The organism is Marinimicrobium sp. LS-A18 (genome assembly GCF_000463525.1).
In the GTDB taxonomy this organism is placed as follows: Bacteria; Pseudomonadota; Gammaproteobacteria; order Pseudomonadales; family Cellvibrionaceae; genus Marinimicrobium; species Marinimicrobium koreense.
This window is the reverse complement of sequence record NZ_AWEP01000005.1, coordinates 561,703-585,004: the sequence shown is the minus strand read 5'-3', so window position 1 is coordinate 585,004 and position 23,302 is coordinate 561,703. Positions and strand designations below refer to the sequence as shown.

Annotated in this window: 18 protein-coding genes; 5 read left to right on the top strand and 13 right to left on the bottom strand. The window is 60.7% G+C overall.

Annotated features, from left to right (window positions below; all coding sequences use genetic code 11):
* The first annotated feature begins 146 nt into the window (after window positions 1-146).
* Window positions 147-2,657, top strand: coding sequence for a glycoside hydrolase family 3 N-terminal domain-containing protein (locus tag N645_RS0110435; protein WP_024461455.1), 2,511 nt, complete (start codon window positions 147-149; stop codon window positions 2,655-2,657).
* Between the two features lie 86 nt (window positions 2,658-2,743).
* The gene (locus tag N645_RS16950; protein WP_024461454.1) at window positions 2,744-4,906 is read left to right on the top strand and encodes a glycoside hydrolase family 16 protein; all 2,163 of its coding nucleotides are present in this window, start codon (window positions 2,744-2,746) and stop codon (window positions 4,904-4,906) included.
* Between the two features lie 65 nt (window positions 4,907-4,971).
* On the opposite strand, the gene N645_RS0110425 is transcribed toward N645_RS16950, so the two are convergent.
* On the bottom strand, window positions 4,972-6,132 hold the full coding sequence (locus N645_RS0110425) for an AraC family transcriptional regulator (protein ID WP_238559233.1): 1,161 nt from the start codon (window positions 6,130-6,132) through the stop codon (window positions 4,972-4,974).
* A gap of 169 nt (window positions 6,133-6,301) precedes the next feature.
* Here N645_RS0110425 and N645_RS0110420 point away from each other — a divergent pair, with 169 nt between their 5' ends.
* Window positions 6,302-7,267, top strand: coding sequence for an alpha/beta hydrolase (locus N645_RS0110420; protein WP_024461452.1), 966 nt, complete (start codon window positions 6,302-6,304; stop codon window positions 7,265-7,267).
* A 96-nt stretch (window positions 7,268-7,363) separates the two neighbouring features.
* Here N645_RS0110420 and serA read toward each other — a convergent pair whose 3' ends face one another.
* Window positions 7,364-8,593, bottom strand: coding sequence for a phosphoglycerate dehydrogenase (serA, locus tag N645_RS0110415; protein ID WP_024461451.1), 1,230 nt, complete (start codon window positions 8,591-8,593; stop codon window positions 7,364-7,366).
* Window positions 8,594-9,159: 566 nt separating this feature from the next.
* The gene (gene tsaA / locus N645_RS0110410) at window positions 9,160-9,888 is read right to left on the bottom strand and encodes a tRNA (N6-threonylcarbamoyladenosine(37)-N6)-methyltransferase TrmO (RefSeq protein WP_024461450.1); all 729 of its coding nucleotides are present in this window, start codon (window positions 9,886-9,888) and stop codon (window positions 9,160-9,162) included.
* 274 nt (window positions 9,889-10,162) lie between these two features.
* Here tsaA and N645_RS0110400 point away from each other — a divergent pair, with 274 nt between their 5' ends.
* Window positions 10,163-11,263 carry an endonuclease/exonuclease/phosphatase family protein gene (locus N645_RS0110400; protein WP_024461449.1) on the top strand — a complete coding sequence of 367 codons (1,101 nt, stop codon included), beginning with the start codon at window positions 10,163-10,165 and terminating at the stop codon, window positions 11,261-11,263.
* Window positions 11,264-11,279: 16 nt separating this feature from the next.
* On the opposite strand, the gene N645_RS0110395 is transcribed toward N645_RS0110400, so the two are convergent.
* Both N645_RS0110395 and N645_RS0110390 read right to left on the bottom strand, forming a co-directional pair.
* Window positions 11,280-13,676 carry a response regulator gene (locus tag N645_RS0110395; RefSeq protein WP_024461448.1) on the bottom strand — a complete coding sequence of 799 codons (2,397 nt, stop codon included), beginning with the start codon at window positions 13,674-13,676 and terminating at the stop codon, window positions 11,280-11,282.
* Between the two features lie 67 nt (window positions 13,677-13,743).
* Window positions 13,744-15,087: a sugar porter family MFS transporter gene (locus N645_RS0110390; protein ID WP_036160830.1), complete on the bottom strand. Its 1,344-nt coding sequence runs from the start codon at window positions 15,085-15,087 to the stop codon at window positions 13,744-13,746.
* A 168-nt stretch (window positions 15,088-15,255) separates the two neighbouring features.
* On the opposite strand from N645_RS0110390, the gene N645_RS0110385 reads away from it, so the two are divergent.
* On the top strand, window positions 15,256-15,435 hold the full coding sequence (locus N645_RS0110385) for a DUF6435 family protein (RefSeq protein ID WP_024461446.1): 180 nt from the start codon (window positions 15,256-15,258) through the stop codon (window positions 15,433-15,435).
* A gap of 12 nt (window positions 15,436-15,447) precedes the next feature.
* On the opposite strand, the gene hemW is transcribed toward N645_RS0110385, so the two are convergent.
* From hemW to N645_RS0110345, 8 genes are all read right to left on the bottom strand, one after another.
* Complete coding sequence (gene hemW / locus N645_RS0110380) at window positions 15,448-16,614, bottom strand: radical SAM family heme chaperone HemW (RefSeq protein ID WP_051174413.1); 1,167 nt, start codon at window positions 16,612-16,614, stop codon at window positions 15,448-15,450.
* A gap of 76 nt (window positions 16,615-16,690) precedes the next feature.
* Window positions 16,691-17,281, bottom strand: a complete 591-nt coding sequence (gene rdgB / locus N645_RS0110375; RefSeq protein WP_024461444.1) for an RdgB/HAM1 family non-canonical purine NTP pyrophosphatase — start codon at window positions 17,279-17,281, stop codon at window positions 16,691-16,693.
* A 25-nt stretch (window positions 17,282-17,306) separates the two neighbouring features.
* On the bottom strand, window positions 17,307-17,744 hold the full coding sequence (locus tag N645_RS0110370) for a DUF4426 domain-containing protein (RefSeq protein WP_024461443.1): 438 nt from the start codon (window positions 17,742-17,744) through the stop codon (window positions 17,307-17,309).
* Window positions 17,745-17,895: 151 nt separating this feature from the next.
* A complete protein-coding gene (locus N645_RS0110365) occupies window positions 17,896-18,297 on the bottom strand; it encodes a DUF4168 domain-containing protein (protein WP_024461442.1) in 402 nt (133 codons plus the stop codon).
* 246 nt (window positions 18,298-18,543) lie between these two features.
* Entirely contained in the window at window positions 18,544-19,932 is a 1,389-nt protein-coding gene (locus N645_RS0110360; protein WP_024461441.1) for a sigma-54 dependent transcriptional regulator, read from the bottom strand.
* Window positions 19,925-21,433 (bottom strand): ATP-binding protein, encoded by a 1,509-nt coding sequence (locus tag N645_RS0110355; RefSeq protein WP_024461440.1) that lies wholly within the window; start codon window positions 21,431-21,433, stop codon window positions 19,925-19,927. Before N645_RS0110355 ends, N645_RS0110360 begins: the two co-directional genes overlap by 8 nt.
* A gap of 44 nt (window positions 21,434-21,477) precedes the next feature.
* Window positions 21,478-22,083, bottom strand: a complete 606-nt coding sequence (gene metW, locus N645_RS0110350; protein WP_024461439.1) for a methionine biosynthesis protein MetW — start codon at window positions 22,081-22,083, stop codon at window positions 21,478-21,480.
* 11 nt (window positions 22,084-22,094) lie between these two features.
* Window positions 22,095-23,264 (bottom strand): homoserine O-acetyltransferase, encoded by a 1,170-nt coding sequence (locus tag N645_RS0110345; RefSeq protein WP_024461438.1) that lies wholly within the window; start codon window positions 23,262-23,264, stop codon window positions 22,095-22,097.
* Between the last annotated feature and the right edge of the window lie 38 nt (window positions 23,265-23,302).

The window sequence follows — 23,302 nt, the reverse complement described above, 5'->3', positions numbered from 1 at the left end:
CGTGTTATCGATCGACGTTGTGCATTGAGAATTGCTTATTGGTAAGTGGTTGTTATGCGTCGCTCTGACTCTCCTTGAAAAAGCTTGGCTCCGCGAGGGCGACCCCGGAGCCTTTTTTCCCCATACGAATAACAGCGAGACCGACAATGAAGAAGTCCCTGACTCTTTGGGCCCCCTTGGCCCTGGCCGTTCTGGTGGGGTGTAACGGCCCCACTAACGACAACTCATCCGAAAGCGCCACCGGCGCCGACCTATGGCCGGAGCATCCGACGCCCCTGGCCGATCCGATGGCGTACGAGCCGGAGATTGATGCGCTGTTGGCTCGCATGTCCATCGAAGAGAAAGTGGGCCAGATGATCCAGCCGGAACTGCGCAATGTGACGCCGGAAGACGTCAAACGCTACCACCTGGGCTCGATTCTCAACGGCGGCGGCTCCTTCCCCGGCGGCGACAAGAATGCCTCCGCCGACGACTGGCTGGCACTGGCGGACGGTTTCTATGAGGCGTCCATGGACGATAGCGATGGTTTTGCTGCCATTCCCATTGTCTGGGCCACCGATGCCGTACACGGTCACAACAACGTCAAGGGCGCTACTCTCTTCCCCCATAACATCGGTCTCGGGGCCACCCGCAATCCGGACCTGATCCGCGAAATTGGCATGGTTACCGCCCGGGAAGTCGCCATCACGGGGCTGGACTGGAACTTCGCGCCGACCCTGGCCGTGGCCCGGGACGATCGCTGGGGCCGCACCTACGAGGCCTACGCCGAAGATCCGGAAATCCTTTACGACTACGGCAAAGCCATGGTGGAAGGTCTTCAGGGGCGGGCCAACACCGACGAATTCTTCGGTAAGGGCCGGGTGCTGGCCACGGCCAAACACTATATTGCCGACGGTGGCACCGAGGGTGGCATCGACCGCGGTGATGCACCCTTCTCAGAGCTGGAGTTGCGCGATGTGCACGGCACGGGTTACTTCGGTGCCCTGGATGCGGGTGTCCAGACCGTCATGGCCTCGTTCAGCAGCTGGCAGGGCAAAAAACTGCACGGGCACGGTTACCTGATGAATGAAGTGCTCAAGCAGCGGATGGGTTTTGACGGCCTGATCGTGGGTGACTGGAATGGTCACGAGTTTGTCGATGGTTGTCGTCAGGACTCCTGCCCCGAAGCGGTCAATGCCGGGCTGGATATTTTCATGGTGCCGGACCAGTGGCGCGCGCTGCACGCCAATACCGTTGCCCAGGTGAAATCCGGCGAGATTTCCGAAGAGCGTCTGAATGATGCGGTACGCCGGATCCTGCGGGTCAAGTTCCGCGCCGGTATGTTCGAAAAGGCCAAACCTTCCGAGCGGCACTACGCCGGGCGTGAAGATCTGATCGGTTCCGAGGAGCACCGGGCGGTCGCCCGACAGGCCGTGCGTGAAAGTCTGGTATTGCTCAAAAATCAGAACGGTCTGCTGCCGCTGAATCCGACCCAGCACATTCTGGTGGCCGGCGATGGCGCGGACAACATCGGTAAGCAGGCCGGCGGTTGGACGCTGACCTGGCAGGGTACCGGAAATCAAAATGACGACTTCCCCGGAGCCAGCTCCATTTACGATGGAATTGCCGAGGCGGTGACCGCTGTCGGCGGATCCGTCGAGCTTGATGTGGATGGCAATTTTGACGAGAAGCCGGACGTGGCGGTTGTTGTATTCGGTGAAGACCCCTATGCGGAAATGCAGGGCGACCGCGCCGATGTGGACTATGAACCCAAGGCTGACCTGGCCTTGCTCAAGCGCCTGCGCGATGAGGGCATTCCGGTGGTTTCGGTATTCCTGACCGGTCGTCCGCTCTGGGTCAACCCGGAAATCAATGCCTCGGATGCCTTTGTGGTGGCCTGGTTGCCCGGCTCTGAAGGTGTGGGCGTGGCCGATGTGCTGGTTGCCGATGCCGAGGGCCAGCCGCGTCACGACTTTAGCGGCAAGCTATCGTTTTCCTGGCCGGCCCGTGCCGACCAGACGCCGCTCAATCAGGGCGACGGTCAAACGGCCCAGTTCCCCTATGGCTATGGTCTGACTTACGCCGATGAAGGCAATCTGGCGCCGCTCTCGGAAGACAGTGGCCTGACCGAGTCCAAAGCGCAGACTGTGCTGCCGCTGTTTGAAAACCGTCCGATGGAACCCTGGCAGTGGGTGCTCAGTGATGTCACTGAACGGGCCCGGGTGGTCACCGGTAGTGGCGCGAAGCTACCCGGTATTGAAATCCAGTCGGTCGACCGTCTGGTCCAGGAAGACAGCCGGGCCGTTCGCTGGACCGGTGCAGGCCCTGCTGAAGTCGCCCTGCGCTCTTCCGGGCGGGTGGATCTGAGTGCCTATGCCGGACAAGCCCACCTGCGTCTGGACGTAAATGTGGTCAAGGCGCCCACCTCGGCCGTGTCCCTGGGCATGCGCTGTGGTCAGGACTGCGTCGCCAACGTGGATATCACCGAGTGGCTGGCCAGTGCCGAAGAGAACAGCTGGCAGACTCTGTCGATTGATTTGAGCTGCCTGGTTGAGGCCGGCGTGGATCCGTCCATGGTGCTGTCACCTTTCTACATGAGCACGGCCGGAGAGTTGCAGGTCAAGCTCTACAACGTTCGTCTGGAAATGCAGTACGAGGGCGAGGGACTCTGCCCATAACCCCAGTGCATGGCGCACTGAACGCTTAGCCCGGGGCGATAGGCTCCCGGGCCAAGCGGAACATCAATGATAATAATGAGGTGTTTATGAAAACAGTAAACTATCCAGTCATCGGCCTGGGTATGGCGCTATTGGCGATCGCCGGTTGTGGCAGCGACTCCGATGACACTCCGGATAACTCAAGCAGCAGCGTCAGTTCCTCCAGCTCTTCCTCGTCTTCCGTCAGCAGTGACAGTTCCAGCAGCACCGCCAGCGGTGTCAGCGAAGACTGGACGCTGGTCTGGAGCGACGAGTTTGACGGTGATTCAATCAATACCGACAACTGGTCTCACGAAGTGAACTGCGCCGGCGGTGGTAACAATGAGTTGCAGTGTTACACGGCGCGTGAAGAAAACAGTTATGTGGCCGACGGTCATCTGCACATTGTTGCCCGGCAGGAAACCCATAGCGGCCCGGCCGTTTTCGATGACGACCCGGCGTACAATCCCGACGACACTTCGGCGACCCGTGACTACACCTCGGCCCGTCTGCGCACCAAAAACAAGGCGGACTGGAAGTACGGGCGTATCGAAATCAACGCCAAAACGCCTCAGGGGCAAGGCCTGTGGCCCGCCATCTGGATGCTGCCGACAGAATGGGTTTACGGAGACTGGCCGCTCAGTGGCGAAATCGATATTTTCGAAGCGGTGAATACCAACGCCAGCGGCGAGAATGAAGTCCACGGCACCCTCCACTACGGTCGTCCCTGGCCGAACAACCTCAACAGCGGAGCCAGTTTTACGCCCGCAGAGCCGATCTGGGAAAACTTCCACACTTACGCGATTGAGTGGGAGGAGGGTGAAATCCGTTGGTATGTGGATGATGTCCACTTTGCGACCCAGACGGCTGACGATTGGTTTACTCTCTCCTGGCAGGGGCAAGACGAAGGCTTTGAGACTGGTAACCCGGCTTCTCCGTTCGACGAAATGTTTCACCTGATCATGAACGTCGCCGTCGGTGGTAACTGGCCCGGTGCGCCGGATGATGCGACCACTTTCCCTCAGGAAATGGTGGTCGACTATGTTCGCGTTTATCAGTGTGACGTTGATCCCGATACTGGCAAGGGGTGCGCCTGGATCGATGAAGATGCCGAGGATGTAGAGGGCACGGGCGGCACCGAAAAAGAGTTTGCCCTGTATGAAAACGGCCCGGCAACGCTGAACTTTTCAGTGTTTGAAACCGAAGTGAGTAACACGCTGGTTCCGGGACAGTGGCAGGAAACCGCTGGAAACCTGGTTGTCGATACGGCGCTTCAGGTGGATGACCAGACTGTCTGGGATGTTCAGTTCAACGGCCTGAGCAATGTCTTCCTGCTGTCCGGTGATATGAGCAGTGTCGACTATGTCGATGACGGTTTCAGTTTTTCACTCAATGAAGAGCTCAGCGGTATTACCTTTGATATGCGGGTAGTCGACGCGAGTGAGGACGCCACCCTGAGCGTCAAGCTCGACAGCGTGTGGCCCAACGTCAGTTCGCGTGAAATTGAATTGCCGCCCACAGGCGAGTGGCAAAGCGTCTCGGTCCGGTTTTCGGATTTTGTCGGCCATGCCGATCCGGCGGGCCAGGTCAATTACAGTGACATCAATGCGCCCTTCGTACTTGAACTGAGTAGCGGTACCGCCCACGTGCAGCTGAACAACATCCGTGTGACCTGCTTTGGCCCGTCCTGTAGCGTCAATCCGAAACTGGATGGCACCGCGCCTGAAGGCACCGAGGCGGTCGATGTGTTTGTCGACGGTAGTCTGGATGCACTCTGGACGGATCCGGGCGTGGACTTCTATGTTGAAGGGGGGCAGAGCATCACCTCTACCACCGTATCTGACGGCGATCGCGGCGACGTCCTGGAAATAGCCTTTGGGGCCAGCGGTTTCGGTACCATGTACATTCAGTCAACGGACCCGCAGGATCTGAGTGCTTATGCCGGCGGGAACCTCGTGTTTGATCTGAAAGTGGTGGATGCCGGAAACAACACTGATGGTTTCCTCGTCAAGGCTGACTGCATCTATCCGTGTACCTCGAATGAGCTGTCGGTACCGCTGCAGAACGACGGTGAGTGGCATACCGTATCGGTATCCATCGCGGACTTGACGTCGGGTTCAGGCTTTATCATCAGTCGTGTCAACACGCCCTTCAGCTTATGGCCTGTCGCGGGTCAGCAGAGCAATGTGGTGTTCCGGCTGGATAATATCCGCTGGGAGCTGGCCGAATAACGCTTGCTCAGATGAAAAAAAGCCGCTCATGATCGAGCGGCTTTTTTTTTGCCTGTTGGTCCGGTTTAGTGGGCACCTTTGTCTTTGCGGTACTCGGAAGGGGACATGCCCGTCAGCCGCTTGAAGAACCGGTGAAAAGCGGACTTACTGTTGAACCCGGACTCCAACAGAATATCCAGAATGGTTTTTTCTGTGGCTGTGGGGTCGGCCAACAGTCGCTTGGCCTCCTCCACCCGGTAGGTATTGATGAACTCGAAAAAATTGGTCCCAAAGTGTTTGTTGATCACTGAGGACACCTCTTTTACCGGAAGGTCCAGGCGAGCCGAGAACTGCTCAATATTGAGGTTCTGCTGCAGGTAGATCTTGTCGGTCTCCATGGCGGCCTTCACCCGGTCGATCGCCGATTCCGATGGTTTGTCTTCCGCCGGTGCCCGGGTTTCCTCGGCCCTTGTTTCCAACAGTTGATGGGCGTATATCAGGCTGTAGGTAAACAGGCCATTGATCAGGATAAAGGTAATGTAGTTATCGGCAATTCCGAGGTAGTCTGCGGTTTCCGGAGAAGTGTACTTTGCCAGAATGTGGACGATCATCGTCCAGGTCCAGCTGGCGAAAAATCCCAGGGTCAGAATGTTCAACCAGCGCGGCTCGGTACTGGAGAAGTGGGAGTATTCGTCCTTGAGCTCGGAGCGGTATCGTTGCACCAGCGCCACGGCGGCGAAGGAGTAGATAAGCGGCACCAGCTTGGCGGAATCCCAGAGGAACGTGACTACCGTTTCCGGCTGCTCTTCGCCCATGGCCCAGAGGTGACGGAGGTCGTCACTGTCGATGGCAAACAGAGCCATGATCAGACAGGTCACCAGCGCCGGTGCCAGGTGCACCAAGTGAATGGGGCGGAGGGTGAACTGGGCCCGGGTAATGGAGGCTACATACAGGTACAGTGCCGGCCCCTTGAGCATCAGGGCGGCCATCAGGAAGTAGGGAATCCAGTAATTGTCGATGGTCGGTCCAATGTGGACCTGATCGTTCCAGAGAATCAGCGTGGTTGCGGAGCCTGTGGCAATGACCAGCAGGAACGCACTCAGCAGGCGCCCATACAGCCGATTCTGCGCCGGCATGGCGGCCTGGAGCAGTGCCAGGAGAATGCTCTCGGCGACGGTCATCATCAATATGACGTCGTGGATATTGAAAATATAATCTTTCATGGAGTTGGGGTAGGGGACCTTCATTATTCTGGTGGCAACCAGGCGCTAATCTGTCATATTTCCCACCATTGAGCAACCGAGCGGACCGATTTAGGATCTTGTCTTTAAGACTAAAAGCGATCGTCTCAGGGTTGTGTTTATATGGCCCGGCAGCCAGAATTCGGTGCCAGTGTCCCTTAAAGGAGCCTCGTCCGTGACCTTATCCAAATCCGCCCCGGATTTTTCAGGGCTGCCCGAAATTTTGCCCTATCTTGCGTTTGATCCCGCGGAAGATGGAGCCAATGTCGGCGATGCGACCACTCGGGCTTATTTAAGGCACTACGGGCTGGATTGGGCGGCTGAATTTCCTGACGTGGCTCAGGGCGTTGGGCGGGTCCGCTTGGATCAGTGGGACATAGCCTGCCATTATTGGCTACCTCCGCAGCCACAGGGTCATCTGAGTATCGTGCATGGGTATTTCGATCACTCCGCCCTGTACGGCCATGCGGTGCGCTTTGCGCTCAGGCATAACCTGTCGGTGCTCACCTATGACCAGCCCGGTCACGGCCTGAGCTCGGGGCCACGCTTGGTGATTGACAGCTTCGATCGCTACGCCGATGTCTTACAGCAACTGTTGGAGCGCTCCCGGCACTTGTTTGGTCCGACGCGGTTTGCGCTGGGGCAGAGTATGGGAGGCGCCACGCTGCTCAACCATCTCTGGCGTCATGGGAGCGCCCTGACCGGGCGCACCGCCCTGTTTGCGCCCCTGGTGTTGCCGCGCGGCTGGGGGCTCAGCCGGTGGCTCTACGCTCTGCTGCACCGCTGGGTGCGGGAGATTCCGCGGACGTTTATCGACAGCTCCCATGATGCGGACTTCAATCGCTTTCTGGCATCACAGGACCCGCTGCAGTACCGACGTCTGAGTGTCGACTGGGTGGGCGCCATGAAGCGTTGGGACGAAGTCTTCCGAAGTTGGCCGGTACGTGATGATGAGCTGTTGATGGTGCAGGGCACCGGGGATGACACTGTGGACTGGCAGTACAACCTGCAGCAGATTGGTCGAAAGCTGCCTAACCTGAGTGTGGAAATGCTGGAGGGCGCCCGCCACCATCTGGTGAACGAGACGCCCGAGTACCGCGACCCGGCATTCGCCGCGGTCGAACGGTTCTTCTTCCAGTAGGTCGGATTAGCGAAGCGTAATCCGACGCAGGGTTTGAGCGTGTTGTGTCGGATTACGCTTCGCTAATCCGACCTACAGGGCTTTGGGGGCGCCAGCTTAGAACAGCACCCGACAGCGGATGGTGCCTTCAATTTCCCGCAGCTGCTTGAGCACTTCCGGGCTGTAAGGCGAGTAGATATCCACCACCACGTAACCGACCTTCTCGTTGGTCTGCAGGTACTGGGCGGCAATGTTGATCTGATTGTCCGAGAAAATCCGGTTGATCGCCGACATCACGCCCGGCACATTGCCGTGCACGTGCAACAGGCGGTGCGCGTCCGGGTGTCCGGGCAGCGCCACTTCCGGGAAGTTGACCGAGCTGGTGGTGGTGCCATTGTCCGAGTACATGATCAGCTTCTCGGCCACTTCCACCCCGATATTCTGCTGGGCTTCCACCGTCGAGCCGCCGATGTGCGGCGTCAGAATGACGTTATCCAGGCCGCGCAACGGGCTGACGAACTCGTCGTCATTTCCTTTGGGCTCCACCGGAAAGACATCAATGGCCGCGCCGGCCAGTTTATCCGCCTTGACCGCCTCGGCCAGCGCGTCGATATCAATCACCGTACCGCGCGAGGCGTTGATCAGGATGGAGCCGGGCTTCATCTGCTCGAGCTGTTCGGCGCCAATCATGTTTTTGGTTGAGCCGGTTTCCGGCACGTGCAGGCTGACGATATCGGCGTGGTTGAGCAGCTCGTTCAGGCTGCGCATCTGGGTGGCATTGCCCAGCGGCAGCTTGGGAATGACATCGTAGAAGCAGACGTTCATACCCAGGCTCTCGGCCAGTACGCTCAACTGACTGCCGATGGAGCCATAGCCGATAATGCCCAGAGTCTTGCCGCGAATCTCGTAGGAGCCCACGGCCGACTTCTGCCAACCACCGCGATGGCACACGGCATTTTTCTCGGGAATCCCGCGCAACAGCAGAATCGCTTCGGCCAGCACAAGCTCGGCCACCGAGCGGGTGTTGGAGTAGGGCGCGTTGAACACCGCCACGCCGTGTTCCTGAGCGGCCTTGAGGTCAACCTGGTTGGTGCCAATGCAGAAGCAGCCCGCCGCGATAAGCTTATTGGCGTTTTCAAACACCTTGCGGGTCAGCTGGGTGCGCGAACGCAGGCCGACGAAGTGGGCATCCTTGATGCGCTCGGTCAGCTCGTCTTCAGCCAGCGCGGTCTTGAGGTAGTCGATGTTGGTGTAGCCGGCGGCATTGAGGGTGTCGACGGCAGATTGGTGGACACCTTCCAGCAACAGAAACTTGATCTTGCTTTTGTCCAATGACTTTTTGCTCATGAACGCAGTCACCTCAGCGGATTCGGGTTGGCATTGACCCTGCGGGGGAGGGGATGAAAAAGGGCCCGCATAATACCACAAGTTCCTGCATAGGTGGGTCCGATCCAGTCCGGCCTGCCGTGGGTTATACCGCTTCGAGACCCGCCGTGAATCCATGACGTGAAGGGATTCACTAATGCCGCGATGGCATGGATGCCAAAGAGCGGCCCATGGAGGCTTCTCATCGGCATCCATGCCTCAGAGAGTCTCGAAGTGATCGGTCCACCCTCCGCCGTGCCAGTGTCAAGTGCCGGGAACTAGCAGGTTCGGGGTAGGGCACGCATATCGTGCCGCAATGCGTAGCCGCTATTTCCCGAAACGATACGTTGGCACAGCGGAGGGAGGGCATCCCCTTACGAGACCGTCACCCGCCTGGACGGCGGGTGATGAGCCCCCATGGATGGGTTCACGGCGTGTCTCGTAAGGGGATGCCCTCCCGCAGCCGTAGTTACGAAGTTCAGGAGCCTCACGAACCTTTACGGCGGGTGCGCGCTTCGCGCTTACCGCGCCCTACGCAAGGAATGGGATTAGTGCGGAAGGACTTCTGTGACAACCAGTCGGTGGTTGCCGTTGTCGTCAGGTTGGTAAAACCACCGTACTTCGGCGTCTTTGAGAGTCATACCGTAACGTCGGGTCGGGTCCGGCTTCTGGTATTGGGGGCGGGGGTCCTGCTGCAGGATCTGGCGCACAAGCGCCTCCCAGTCCTCGCCCGTGCGAGCACCCAAAACCCGGCATCCGGCCTCCGCCTCCGTCGCAAACACCACCTCCACCCACTCCGGGGCGGTATCCGCAAAGCGGTTCTCCGCCTCCGGCAGCGAATCCGTGTAGGGCACGTACGGTTTGATATCCAGCACCGGCGTGCCATCGAGCAGGTCAATGCCCGACAGCTCCAGCCACAACCGGCCGCCTTGCTGCTTCACCCCCTCCAGCTTCACCACCGACAATCCGATGGGGTTGGGGCGCAGGGGCGAGCGGGTGGCGAATACGCCCAGACTGCGGTTACCGCCCAGGCGCGGCGGGCGGACCCGGGGGCGCCACTGGTCGCTCGGGGGGCGATGAAACACAAACTGCAGCCACAAGTGTGAGCAGTGCTCCAGCCCCGCCAGCGCCTGAGGGTCGTTGTACGGAGGCAGCAGTTCGAGTTGGGCCCGGACTGCGGGGGCCAGGCCCGGTTGGCGCGGAATGCCGAACTTCTCCACAAAGGGGGAGCGAATGATGCCAATGGGCGGGAAAGTGTAATCGGCCGTGTCGGTCATGGGCTGGGTCGGTTGGGGAGAGTTGAGAGCCTGGCCGGCATCCAGTAGCCCTAACGGTTAACCGGATTGCTGCCGTATCGCAAACCTATGTTGAATCGTGCCGCCTCAAAACGCAATGCTCTCTGGTCGCTACTGGTGCCCGGGTTTGTGCCCTATGAGCGGCTGAAACCGCTCCTGGAGCAGGCCCGTTAAGCACTGAGACCTGCTCCCTTGCCAGCATGCCGTGGATCGCTTAGGCTCAGCGCCATAGTGAGGCGAACAAAGGGATTCAATCATGCTGGCAAGCCTGTGGGTGGCGGTGACGCTGTTGGTACTGCTGACCGTTCTGCCCGTGTTGCGGCACGATCGCTGGTGGATTCGAGGGCTGGATTTTCCGCGTTTACAGCTGGCCTTGTTAGCCTTGTTGCTGGTGCCGCTGCCCTGGGGGTTGCCACCTTCGGTCGCCGGGCACCGCTGGGCCATGGCGCTGATCAGTGCGGCCTGTTTCGCCTATCACGCCTGGTGGATCCTGCCCTACACCCGCCTGCATCCCAAAGAGGTTCGCGGCGTGGGCTCCATGACTGAGTCGGATCGTGCCAATCGCATCGCCATCATGACCGCCAATGTCCTCACACCCAATCGCCAGGCTCAGCGATTGCTGTCTCTGGTTAAGGAACATCAACCTGACCTGCTGGTGACCCTGGAGTCCGACCGCTGGTGGCAGCAACAGCTCGATGTCCTCGAAACGGATTATGCCTACACCATCAAATGTCCCCTCGATAATCTCTACGGTATGCACGTCTACTCGCGCTATTCGTTGGAGAATGTGGCGGTTCAGTTTCTGGTGGAAGACGATGTACCGTCCATGCACGCCGAAGTGTTGTTGCCCTCCGGTGAACGAATTGTGGTGCATTGCCTGCATCCGGCGCCGCCGAGCCCGACCGAAAATGAAACCTCTTCGGAGCGCGATGCGGAGCTGCTGGTGGTGGGTCGCAGTGTGGCGGAAAGCGATTCGCCGGTGATTGTGACCGGCGACCTGAACGATGTGGCCTGGTCCGCGACCACCCGCCTGTTCCGCAAAATCAGTGGCCTGCTGGACCCGCGCATCGGGCGGGGTATGTGCAACAGTTTTCACGCCAGGGTTCCGTTGCTGCGCTGGCCCCTGGACCACCTGTTTCACAGTGAGCACTTTGTGCTGGAAGAGCTCCGGCGTCTGCCGGCCTTTGGTTCGGACCACTTTCCGGTGCTGGTGCGTCTGGTCTATCGCCCCAATGCGCGGCCGCAGGAAGGGCTGGACGCCGACCGGGAGGATCGACAGTGGGCCCGGGAAAAAATGGCTGAGGAGTCGGTCACGCCCGGTGAAGTGCATCGCCCGGAAGTGGCCATGCCCAAATAGCGGGCCCTGGTTAAATTCAGGCCTCTCCGCCGTGCCGGTTCAGGCCCATTTTTTCAAACGCCTGATACAGCTTAGCCAGGGTAATGGGTTTGCCCAGGTAATGATTCATGCCCGAGGCGAACACCTCTTCGCGGTGTTCCTGCAGGGCGTGGGCGGTCAACGCCACAATGGGAATGGCCGGGCGGTTGTGGTGGCGCTCGTGCTCGCGGATGCTGCGGGTGGCTTCAAAGCCATCCATTTCCGGCATCTCGCAATCCATCAAGATCAGGTCGTAGCTCCCCCGGCAGGCGGCCTCGTAGGCGGCCAGGCCGTCTTCCACCAGCCGCGCGTCGATACCCATCTTGCCCAGTAATCCTTTGATCACCATCCGGTTGACGGCATTGTCTTCAGCGACCAGCACTCTCAGGTGGGCAAATTGCTGATAGTCGGTGGGCGTCGGTGCTTGGGTGCTCTCATCCTCCAGGTTTTCGCCCAGCATGCTGATCAGCCGGCGGCGTAGGCTGCGGGCGGAAAAGGGTTTGTGCAGCACACTGTGAATGCCCAGGTTCGCCAAATTCTCGGGCTCGGCGCCGAGCTCTCCCGAATCGAGTAGTAGTCGGGGAATGTCCTGGGCGATCGAATCGCCTTTGAGCTGCTCGGCCAGCGCAATGCCTTCCATGTCATCGAGCTGGCTGCCGATGGCAATGAAATCAATGGCCTTGTTCTGCTCGTTCATCCTGTGCAGCCGGGCGATGGCGTCGGCCCCGGACGCAATGCAGTCCAGGGTCATGCCCCAACGTTTACAGTGGCGGGCGAGGAAGTCCCCCAGACGTGGGCTGGGGTCGACAAACAGCAGCCGGCGCCCCTTGAGTATGGCCAGTGCTTTCTCTTCCTGTGCCCTCTGGCGGTCGGGCATGGCCTCGAAGCCGGCCGTGAACCAGAAGCGGGCGCCCCGTCCCTTCTCGCTCTCGACGCCGATGGTGCCGCCCATCAATTCAGCCAGGCTTTTACAGATGGCGAGACCGAGGCCGGTACCGCCGTATTGCCGGGTGGTCGACGTGTCTTCCTGATTGAACGAGTCGAACAGGTGGGTCTGCGCGGAGCGCGCAATCCCGATGCCGGTATCCTGGATGGAAAACATCAGCCGCGGTTGCTCGTCGGTATAGTCCTCGGCCCGGCAGACTTCCAGCACAATGTGTCCCTTGTTGGTGAACTTGAAGGCATTGCCGAGCAGGTTGATCAGAATCTGGCGCAGCCGGGTCGGGTCGCCTTTGAGTTTGCGGGGAACATCCGGGTCCACGCCGCCCATCAGTTCGATACCCTGCTTGTTGGCGGTTGCACCAAACAGGCGCAGGCAGTCTTCAATCAGGTCCTCCAGATCAAAGGCGGCCACTTCGAGCTGCATTTTGCCCGCCTCGATTTTCGAGTAATCGAGGATGTCGTTAATGATTTCCAGCAGGGTTTCCCCGGAGCGGTGAATCACATCCAGGTAGTGTTTCTGGTTGTCGTTCAGGGGCGTGTCCCGCAGCATATCCAACATGCCGATCACCCCGTTCATGGGGGTGCGGATTTCGTGGCTCATGGTGGCCAGAAACTGGCTCTTGGCCCGGTTGGCATCTTCGGCGGCCAACTTCTGGCGCTCGTTGCGGGCCTTCTCCTCCCGCTCGTGCAGGAGCGCCAGCTCCATCGCCTGACGCTGCTCGATATCCTCGAGCAGAGTTTCCCGCATGTGATTGATCGCCTCCACGACATTGTCCAGCTCGTCGGGGTTGTCATCCGGCTTGATGCGTTTCAGGCGCAAGGGGGTGGTCAGGTTATCCAGGTGGAGCTGACGGGCGTAGTGGGCGATGGTTTCCATATGGCGGGTCAGCAGGGTGTACACCAACCACAGTATGAAAAACGAAATGATCAGGGTTTTGGTGCCCTGTACGCCGGCGATAAACAGCGTGCGTTGCCACAGTCGGTCATAGATGTTGGTCAGGCTGGCGGTAATCTGCAAGGTGCCCAGCTCTTGCCGGGGCGTGCTTTCGTCCTGATAGACCAGGGGGTATTCCTTGATCAGATACTGGTTGGGACGCGCTTCAATGTCCGCCTGAGTCGTGCCCTCCTTGTACTCGATCAGGGTCTGCTCGGCGTTATTCCAGTCGCGCCAGGAAACGCTCACCTGCACCACGTCCTCTACATCCAGCACACTGTCGATCTGAATCGACAACTGATCCTGGTCAAAACCCCACAGGCTTTTGGTGATGCTCGCCAGGGTGCTGACGCGGACCTGATCCAGGCGCTCTTCCAGTGCCGACAGGTCGTCGTGAAAGCTTGAGTAGAGTTGCATCAGGATGGCCACCAGGGTGATGGCCGAGCTGCTCAGGATGATCAGCCCGAGCAGGCGGGTGGCGATGGGGTTTTCGCGTGTGTAGCGAATCAGTCGCAGCATGAAGGTCGGTCACTGGCAGAGTGGGCGAAGCGCTCGGACTAAGTGTAGCACTTCACCCCCTGGCCGGTTACCGCTTTTGGCTGAGCTGGACCTCCAGGTCCTCCAGTGAAACACCTTTGGTCTCGGGCATCAGGTAGCGCACGAACAGCAGTTGCAGCACCATCATGACGGCGAAGAACGCAAAGAGCGGTGCCCCGCCGAGGGTGCCGGCAAAATACGGAAAGCTGAACGCGACCAGGGCGGCAAATACCCAGTGAGTGCCCGAGCCCAGGGACATGCCGTAACCCCGGACGCTGTTGGGGAAGATCTCGGCAATAAAGACCCAGATGCAGGCGCCCTGACCGATTGCATGGGAGGCGATGAACACGAAAATCAGCAGCGGCACCAGGCTGCCGCCGAACGCCTCCAGATGAAAGATCAGGGCCAGGCTGGTCAGTGACAGAATGTAGCCAAAGGAGCCGATGTACATGAGAAAGCGCCGCCCGAAACGGTCGATCAGCGCCAGCCCGATCAGGGTAAAGACCAGGTTCACCAGCCCGAGTCCGGCGGAGGACAATAGCGCGGCACTGCTCTCCATGCCCGCCATGGAAAAAATGCGCGGCGCGTAATAGATCACCGCGTTGATGCCGGACACCTGATTGAAAAACGCGAACAGAAAGGCGAGCAGAATCGGCCAGCGATAACGGCCGGACAGAAACTCCCGGAGCTCGCTGCCCTGCGCCTTCTGTTTGTGGCTGTGCTCAATCTCCGCCAGGGCCTGCTCGACCCGGCTTGGGTCGATCATCGTGAGCACTCGGCGAGCCTCGTCGTGGGCGCCGCGCCGGGTGATCAGCCAGCGGGGGCTGCGGGGCACAAACAGAATCAGAATCACAAACAGCAGGGCGGGCACCACTTCCACGCCCAGCATGATGCGCCAGTCGCCCCCGGCACTGGCCACACCATAGTTGGACAGATAGGCACACAGGATGCCGAACACCAGGTTGAACTGAAACATGGCGGTCAGGCGACCGCGCAGGCCGGTGGGGGCGATTTCAGAGATATACACCGGAGCGGCCACCGAGGAGGCGCCCACGCCGAGCCCACCGAGAAAGCGGAACAGCATCAGGCTGTAGACATCGGGGGCGAGGGCCGAACCGAGCGCCGAGACCAGATACAGGACTCCAATCCAGAACAGGGTTACTTTGCGTCCGTAACGGTCGCAGGGAATGCCGCCAAAGATGGCACCGATGACGGTGCCGGCCAACGCCGATGAGACCATCAGGCCGATCAGGGCATCCGACAGCGCCCACTGTGCCTGGATGGCCTGTTCCGCGCCGGAAATGACGGCGGTATCAAACCCGAACAGGAAGCCGCCCAGCGCGACGGTGAATGACCAGAACAGCAGTCTGGCGTGATTGATGGTATGAGTCATGGAGTTGGTCCGTTATTACTATTATCAGAGGTCGATCTGTAACCGGTATCATAGTCCCTGATACGGGAAATCACCAGTTTCTGTTGGCCGCGCAGCCCATCAGGGTTCGTCCGTTTGGGCTCGGGGCACGTACACTGGGACACTATCGAACTTCAGGAGTGACCCACCATGTTGAGCTGGCTCAAGTCAGACCCCCGTAAAAAGTTGCAGAAAGCCTACGAACAGCGCCTCAAGGATGCCATGCTCGCCCAGCGCAGTGGCGATATCAAAACCTACTCTTTATTGACCGAAGAGGCCGAGGGGATCTATCAGCAGATCAAAGCCCTGGAAGCCGACAGCAGCCGCTAGCAGAATGAAATACTAAAAAGCGGCCAGCACGTCGTTGAGAAACCGACGCCCGAGGTCGGTCGTACACAGGCGCTCGTCCTTGGGGTATACCAGTCCCTTGCGCTCCAGTTCGCGCCAGGCCGGGTCCAGCCTGGACAGAGGTAGACCGGTGTACGCCTCGAATGCGTGCGCCGGTACGCCTTCGTTCAGGCGCAGGGCATTGAGCAGGTAATCCAGCGGCAGGTCCTCGGGCTTGAGGGTCTCCTGCCCAGCGAGCATCGGGTGCTCCGCGTTCGGGAGCGTCGTCGAAGCAGCGGCGGCCCGCTCCAGGTAGTGAGCGGGTAAGCGGGTTTTCCAGCGCCGGGTGATGTCGCCGCGCTCGGGATGGGTCACTTTCCCGTGGGCGCCGGCACCGATGCCCAGATAATCCCCATAGGTCCAGTAGTTGAGGTTGTGTCGGGCGGGCTTGCCGGGCTGGCAATACGCGGACACCTCATACTGGCCGTAGCCCGCCTCGGCGAGCAGAGCCTCGCCGGCCTGCTGGATATCGGCCAGGGTATCCTCCACCGGCAATAGCGGGGGCGCACTGTAAAAGTGGGTGTTGGGCTCGATGGTCAACTGATACCAGGACAGGTGCTCGGGGGCCAGTTCAATGGCCTGTTGCAGGTCGGCACAGGCGGCCGCGGTGGTCTGCTCAGGCAGCCCGTGCATCAGGTCGAGGTTGATATTGTCGAAGCCGGCCTGACGGGCCATGGCCACGGCGGCCAGCGCTTCATCGCGACCGTGAATACGGCCCAGTTTGTGCAATTGCTCGGCCTGGAAACTCTGCACCCCGATGGACAGCCGGTTTACCCCGGCGCGGCGATAGGCACTGAAGCGCGCCTGCTCGAAGGTGCCGGGGTTGGCTTCCAGGGTAATCTCCGCATCGGAGGCCAGCCCCACCGTCTGATCGACGTTTTCCAGGATCCGGCCAATCGCCTCGGCGGAAAACAGGCTCGGCGTACCGCCGCCGAAAAATACCGTCTGGATAGAGCGCCGCTGAGCCAATTCGGCCTCGGCGGCCAGGTCGGCCCCCAGGGCGGCGACGTACTCTGCCTCGGGCAGGGAGTCGCCGGCCTGGTGCGAGTTGAAATCGCAGTAGGGGCATTTGCGGACGCACCAGGGAATGTGAATGTAGAGCGAGAGCGGGGGGAGGCGCATGGCAATCCGGCGGTTCACTAAAAACAGGACGCGACTATATCACGGCCGCGATGCTGATATTAATTCAGCGGATAGTCTATGGACTGAGCGACGAAAGTAATGCCCGGGTGGCGATGGCCCGGTGGCTGATTTTGCCTTTTTCTTCTTTGCCCAGTTCCGCCGCGCTGCACTGACGTTCGAGGACCTGAAACAGGGGGTCGTAGCCAAAGCCGCCCTCGCCCTTGGGCTCGGTGCGGATGCGCCCGAGCCACTGGCCCTGAGCGATCACCGGGGTGGGGTCTTCGGCGTGGCGCATCAACACCAGTACGCAGTGGTAGCAGGCGCCGCGCTCGGCCTCGGGGACGCCCTCGAGCTCCTGCAGCAGGCGAGCATTGTTATCGGCGTCGGAGGCTTCCGGGCCGGCGTAGCGGGCCGAGTAGATGCCGGGGCGGCCATCCAGGGCATCCACAGACAGACCGGAGTCATCGGCCAGGGCCGGCAGGCGGGTTTGGGCGCTGGCGTGGCGGGCTTTCAGGATGGCGTTCTCGACAAAGGTCAGGCCGGTTTCCTCGGCGCTGTCGAGCCCGAACTCGCCCTGGGAGAGGACCTGATAGCCGCAATCGGCGAGCAGTTGTTGAAACTCTTTCAGTTTGCCGGGGTTGCCACTGGCGAGTACCAGTTTCTGCATGCATGCTCCTCAGTGGATGGTGAAATTACTTTTCAATGTACAGCTTTTGGCTGAAGCGCAGCTCGAAGCTCTGCTCGGCGCCCTCGGGCTGAATGGTAATCCGGAAGTTGTACATCTCTTCATTGAGATGGCGCACCGGAGCGATGTAGTAAGTCGTGTCGCCTTCGCTGATCTCTTTGAACTCGAGGGTCTGGCTCTGTTGTAACAGATTGTTGGCGGTACCACTCAGTCTGGCGGGTAGGCCCAGCCCTCCGTCGGCCCGGGCAATGCTGACGTTGACCAGGGCCCGGTCTTCACTGCGCACCAGATTGTGCACGCTGGCGATGTCGGGCAAGACGAAGGTGCTGTTGAACACGCTGTAGTACACCTGGTAATCACCAAAGCGCTCCGAGCCACTCTGGGCATGGGTCAGGGGCGACAGTAGCAGCGCTAGCAGGGCGGTCAGGGACAGCAGGCGTGACATGTGGGTTCTCCGGCTTCGAATGACAAGGGTTCGGACGCGAGCACGACCAGGAGAAAGTCTACCTTACTCGATGGGTCTTTGGCACAAGGTTGGGGTACAAAAAAACGGGGCCAGATGGCCCCGTTTTCGATGCGCGTTGGTCTGCTCCGTTTTAGGAGTCCTGTTCAATACGCGCTGTCAGCTCCGCCTCAATCTGGCTGCGCAGCTCTTCGCTCTGGCCGGCCTGATTGGCGATCTGCTGGTATTCAGAGATGGACAGACCGGAATCGCTCACCGCTTCCTGCATCTTGGTCTGGGCTTCCTGCTGCAGTTCGGTGGCTTTCTCGGGATCTTCCACCGCCTGAAGCTTCTGGGTGTATTCCTGGTTAATGCCCTGGACCGCCATGTAGGCGTCCACAAAGCTTTCCACCTGATCTTCGCTCACATCCATTACCTGAGTCTGAGGCTGGGCCTGGGGGGCTTGCGCTTCGTCCTGGGCGGAGACGGTCGCTGCACCGAACAGCAGACCAACAGACGCCAGCAGGGCGAGTACGGGATGTTTGATAGTACGCATAAGTTTCTCCTCACAGTGAAACAGAATGTGGGTTTTGAAAAACCCGTTAGTTGTGTTGCGTACCCGGGTTTATCGCAACGCCCGTGCCAAAAGCGACGAAAATTTATAACTTATTGATTTGTATGGGTTTTGTTTAGGTTGCGGCCTGCTGTGTGTGGACTGGGTCACTGTGCCCCTTCGCTCATGTGCCAATTTGACTCACCCTTGAGTGTGTCGGATGGGCGCAAGCTGCTCAGAGAGGCAAATTCACGCGTCGGTTTCCAGCCAGCGGTAGAGGGTGCGGCGACCGATGTTGAGAATATCGGCGGCGCGCTTTTTGTTGCCGTCCACCTGTTCGAGCACATAGTGAATGTAACTGCGTTCCACGGCGTCCAGCGACACCAGCTCGCCTTCGCCGGTGGGGGGCTGCCAGCGATCCCCGGAGGCGGGCTCCGGGGTCGGCGTGGTCTGGTGAATCCGCTCTGGCAGGTGTTCGGGCCCGATCAGGCGCTCCGAGCAGAAAGTGACCGCACGTTCGATGATATTGGACAGCTCGCGCACATTGCCCGGGAAGGGGTAGCGTTTGAGCAGGTTGAGCGCCTCGCCACTCAGGCCGTCCACCGGCTGCTGACGGCGCTGGTTGAACTGATGCACCATGTGCGCGATCAGCCGCTCCAGGTCATCGCCGCGCTGTCGCAGTGGCGGCACTTCGATGGTGAAGGTTTCCAGCCGGTAGTAGAGATCCTCCCGAAAGCGCCCCTCGCTGACCTCATCGGGCAGCTCCCGGTTGGTGGCGGCGATGATGCGCACGTTCAGCTCCTGCTCGGTGTTGCTACCCACGGGTCGCACCCGGCCGTCCTGCAGCACGCGCAGCAGGCTCGATTGCATCTCCATGGGCATTTCGCCGATCTCATCGAGCATCAGGGTGCCGCCGTCGGCGGCGGCGAACAGGCCGCGCCGGGCCTTGCTGGCGCCGGTAAAGGCGCCGGCGGCATGGCCGAACAGTTCACTTTCCAGCAGGTTGGCGGCAATGCCGCCGCAGTTGAGCGCAATGAACGGGCCATCCCGACGATCGCTTTCCCGGTGAATGGCACGGGCCACCAGCTCCTTGCCCACGCCGCTCTCTCCGGTCACCAGCACCGGGCCGCCGGCCTGGGCCACCTGCTGTATCTGGGTGAATAGTTGGCGCATGCGCGGGCTGCGCCCGATCATGCCGTGAAACTCGCCCTGATCCAGCAGGCGCCGGTAGTAGCTCAGCTCCTGCTCCAACTGTTGGCGCTGCAGGGTGCGGGTGATGGACAGGGTGAAGTGGTCCAGGTCCAGGGGTTTGGTCAGAAAATCATCGGCGCCGCGTTTCAGGGCATCCACCGCCTGATCGATGGTGCCAAAGGCGGTGATGGCGATAAAACTCGGGCGGACGGGCAACTGACGCAGCTCTTCCAGCAAGTCCAGACCGTTGCCATCGGGCAGATGAAGGTCGCTGACCACCAGTTTGGGCGCTTCCTCGCTCAGCCACTGCCGGGCACTGGCCAGATCCCCCTTGCCGGCACAGCGGTGGCCGGCATCGGTGAGCTCTTCGAGCAACAATTGGCGCAGATCCGGGTCATCTTCGATCACCAGAATGTCGACGGGAGCGGCACTGGGGGCGTCAGGCATGGGGAGGTACCTCAGGTGCGTTCAGGCCGGACGAGGAGTCCGCCGGGGGCTGAAAGGGAATGTTCAGATCAAAGCGGGCTCCGCCCAGCTCGCTGGTGCCGATGTCGATACGGCCACCGTGCTCGGTGACCACGGCGTTGACCACTGCCAGCCCGAGCCCGGTGCCGACTCCCACCGGTTTGGTGGTGACAAAGGGTTCGAGCAGCTGTTCGCGTATCGAGGGGTCAATGCCCGGGCCGTTGTCTTCCACCACGAGCTGTACGGCGTCGGCCGTGCAGTGCCAACTCAGCCGGACGAGGCCGTTGGGGGTGGCCTGAACGGCGTTGCGCAGCAGGTTGATCAGTGCCTGCTCCAGGCGCAGGCGATCGGCATTGAGTGCGGGGCAGGGGGCCTCGGACGCCTGAACCTGGATGTCGACCACCTGCTTGCGACGCTCCTCTTCCACCTGCTGCAGGGAGGATTGCACCAGATCGGTCAAGCGGACTTCCCGGTGCTCGGGGGTCACCGGGCGAGCAAAATCCATCAGCTGGCGGATGATCCGCTCCATGCGCTGCAGCTGCTGGCGGATGTCCTGCAGGGTTTTGGCATCCTCGGGGGTTGCTCGGCGCAGGGCGCGCTGGGCCTTGCCGTCGGCCACGCTCAAGGGGGTGCCCAACTCGTGCGCGACCCCGGCGGCAAAACGTCCGATGGCGGCCAGTTTTTCGGCCTGGTGCAACTGGTGTTTGAGTTGGTATTCCCGTTCCCGACGAGTGGTGATTTCCCGCTCGGAGGCGACGATGCTGTCGAGCATCCGATTGATGCCTTCGGACAGGAAGCGCAGCTCGGTGGGGCCCTGGGTATCCAGGCGATGGTCCCGCCGGCCGCTGGCGACGGTGGCCATACCGCGTCCCATGGACTGGATGTGGCGACCAATGGCGCGCTGATAGCCGATCCACACCAGAATCAGCACCAGCAGGGCCGAGCCGGCCAGAATACTGATTGCCCGGGTACGGAAGGCGCGAATCTGCTGGACGAAGTCGCTGCCTCGCCGGGTGACCTGGAGTAACCCGTGGATCCGCCCCCCACTGTCGGTCAGGGGCATGAAATAGGAAAACACCGCTTCACCACCGATTTCCTCAAAGGCACTCTGCTCGCTGCCCCGGGAGGCGAGGCTGGCGGCCTCAATGTCCTGCACCTGCACGTTGCTGGGGCCCTGGGCGGTGATGCGGTTGCCCTGTTCGTCGTACACATAAACGCCGTACACCCGACCGATATCCCCCGCCGAGGTCACGGTGCGACGCAGGGTTTCTTCATGGCCATTCTCCAGCGCGTAGCTCAGGGGGCGGCGAATGGAGCGGGCAATCAGCTCGATTTCCTCCTCCATATCGGTTTCCGCTGCCTGCTCCAGTTGGCGCAGGCTGAAGCCGGCGGTGGTGATCATGATCAACAGAAAGGGCGCGAGCACAAACGCCAGCAGTGCGGTGCGGATGTTGTACAGACCGAAGGGCTGTCGCAATCCCATGGAGGCGGACTCCCGGTTTGGGGGTGGCTGAAGCGAAGACCGGTCTAACGACCGGCCCGGTCACCGAGGCGCAGGTGGTAAATCGCGGTCTCGCCAAACAGGTTGGGCGATACATCCTTGAGAAAGTTCGGCGAGGCTTCGTTGACCACCTGGCGGTGCAGCACGGTGATGCCTTTGTCCCGGCAGAGCACCTCGAAATCCCGGAAGGTGCAGAAATGGATGTTGGGGGTATCGTACCACTCGAAAGGCAGCAGGTCGGACACCGGCATACGGCCACGCACCGCCAGGTGCCACCGGGCTTTCCAGTGGCCAAAGTTGGGGAAGGTGACAATGCACTCCTTGCCCACCCGGAGCATTTCATCCAGCACTTTGTGGGGGTAGTGCATAGTCTGAATGGCCTGCGCCATGATCACGGTATCGAAGCTCTGGTCCGCGAAGTTGCCCAGGCCGTCATCCAGGTTCTGCTCTATGACGTTCAGGCCCTTGTCGATGCAGGCGTTGATCTGTTCGGCGCCGATTTCCAGGCCGTAGCCGGAGGTGCTTTTGGTCTCCTGCAGATATTTGAGCAGGGTGCCGTCGCCGCAGCCCAGGTCGAGAATGCGGCTGCCCTCGGCAATCCAGTGCTGAATTTCGGTCTGGTCGAGTCGCATGGGGGCTCCGTTCATGCCTGCACCTCCTGACGCTGCGCGTCCCGGGCCACGCCCGCCATGTAGCGGGTAAAGGCCTCCCGGTAGCGCTCGCTGGGCAGCAGGAAGGCATCGTGGCCGTAGGGCGAATCAATGGCGGTGTAGGTGACCGGCTGGCGGGCGCCGAGCAGGGCGTCGACAATTTCCCGGGAGCGCTGGGGCGAGAAGCGCCAGTCGCTGCTGAAGGACACCACAAAAAACCGGCAGCGGGCCTCGGCAAAGGCCTGGACCGGATCGTCGTCGTATTCCCGGGCCAGGTCGAAGTAATCCAGCGCTCGGGTAATCAGAATATAGCTGTTGGCATCGAAGTTATTGGCAAAGCTGTCGCCCTGGTAGCGCAGATAGCTCTCCACCTGAAACTCCACCGGATCGTGCTGACCGCGCACAAAGCTGCCGCTGCGCAATTCCCGACCGAATTTCTCGCCCATGGCGTGATCGGACAGATAGGTGATATGGCCGATCATACGCGCCACAGCCAGCCCGCTGCGGGGCAGGGTGTTGTGCTCCAGATAGCGCCCGTCAAGGAAGTTTGGGTCGGACATGATCGCCTGCCGGGCGGTTTCGTTGAAGGCAATGTTCTGGGCGCTCAGCTTCATGGCCGAGGCGATCACTACCGCGTGACCCAATCGGTCCGGATACTCCAGAGCCCAGCGCATCACCTGCATGCCGCCGAGGCTACCGCCGACGATGGCGGCCCAGCGTTCAATGCCCAGCGCATCGGACAACCGGGCCTGACTCTCGACCCAGTCGCGTACCCGCAGCATGGGGAAATCCGGGCCCCAGGGCTTGCCGGTGGCCGGGTTGGTGCTGCGTGGGCCGGTGGAGCCGCTGCAGCCGCCGAGGTTGTTGGGACAGACCACGAAGAACTTGTTGGTGTCGATGGCTTTGCCCGGGCCGATGTAGTTGTCCCACCAGCCGGGCTTGCGGTCGTCCATGCTGTGGTAGCCGGCGGCGTGATGGTTACCGGACAGGGCGTGACAGATCAGTACCGCATTGGAGCGGTCGTCGTTGAGGGTGCCATAGGTCTCGTACACCAGCTCGTAGCGCTCGAGCGTGGTGCCACAGGCCAGCGTGAGCGGCTCAGTGAACTCCAGGGTCTGGGGGGTGACCAGACCCACCGAGTCGTCGGGCAGGGTGTCGGGCATTGGCAATCTCAGTCCTGGATGGGGAATAAACCCGCAAG

Coding starts and splice junctions, on each gene's coding strand:
- N645_RS0110435 (WP_024461455.1), top strand. CDS start 147: ATGAAGAAGTCCCTGACTCTTTGGGCCCCCTTGGCCCTGGCCGTTCTG.
- N645_RS16950 (WP_024461454.1), top strand. CDS start 2,744: ATGAAAACAGTAAACTATCCAGTCATCGGCCTGGGTATGGCGCTATTG.
- N645_RS0110425 (WP_238559233.1), bottom strand. CDS start 6,132: ATGAAGGTCCCCTACCCCAACTCCATGAAAGATTATATTTTCAATATC.
- serA (WP_024461451.1), bottom strand. CDS start 8,593: ATGAGCAAAAAGTCATTGGACAAAAGCAAGATCAAGTTTCTGTTGCTG.
- tsaA (WP_024461450.1), bottom strand. CDS start 9,888: ATGACCGACACGGCCGATTACACTTTCCCGCCCATTGGCATCATTCGC.
- N645_RS0110400 (WP_024461449.1), top strand. CDS start 10,163: ATGCTGGCAAGCCTGTGGGTGGCGGTGACGCTGTTGGTACTGCTGACC.
- N645_RS0110395 (WP_024461448.1), bottom strand. CDS start 13,676: ATGCTGCGACTGATTCGCTACACACGCGAAAACCCCATCGCCACCCGC.
- N645_RS0110390 (WP_036160830.1), bottom strand. CDS start 15,087: ATGACTCATACCATCAATCACGCCAGACTGCTGTTCTGGTCATTCACC.
- N645_RS0110385 (WP_024461446.1), top strand. CDS start 15,256: ATGTTGAGCTGGCTCAAGTCAGACCCCCGTAAAAAGTTGCAGAAAGCC.
- hemW (WP_051174413.1), bottom strand. CDS start 16,614: ATGCGCCTCCCCCCGCTCTCGCTCTACATTCACATTCCCTGGTGCGTC.
- rdgB (WP_024461444.1), bottom strand. CDS start 17,281: ATGCAGAAACTGGTACTCGCCAGTGGCAACCCCGGCAAACTGAAAGAG.
- N645_RS0110370 (WP_024461443.1), bottom strand. CDS start 17,744: ATGTCACGCCTGCTGTCCCTGACCGCCCTGCTAGCGCTGCTACTGTCG.
- N645_RS0110365 (WP_024461442.1), bottom strand. CDS start 18,297: ATGCGTACTATCAAACATCCCGTACTCGCCCTGCTGGCGTCTGTTGGT.
- N645_RS0110360 (WP_024461441.1), bottom strand. CDS start 19,932: ATGCCTGACGCCCCCAGTGCCGCTCCCGTCGACATTCTGGTGATCGAA.
- N645_RS0110355 (WP_024461440.1), bottom strand. CDS start 21,433: ATGGGATTGCGACAGCCCTTCGGTCTGTACAACATCCGCACCGCACTG.
- metW (WP_024461439.1), bottom strand. CDS start 22,083: ATGCGACTCGACCAGACCGAAATTCAGCACTGGATTGCCGAGGGCAGC.
- N645_RS0110345 (WP_024461438.1), bottom strand. CDS start 23,264: ATGCCCGACACCCTGCCCGACGACTCGGTGGGTCTGGTCACCCCCCAG.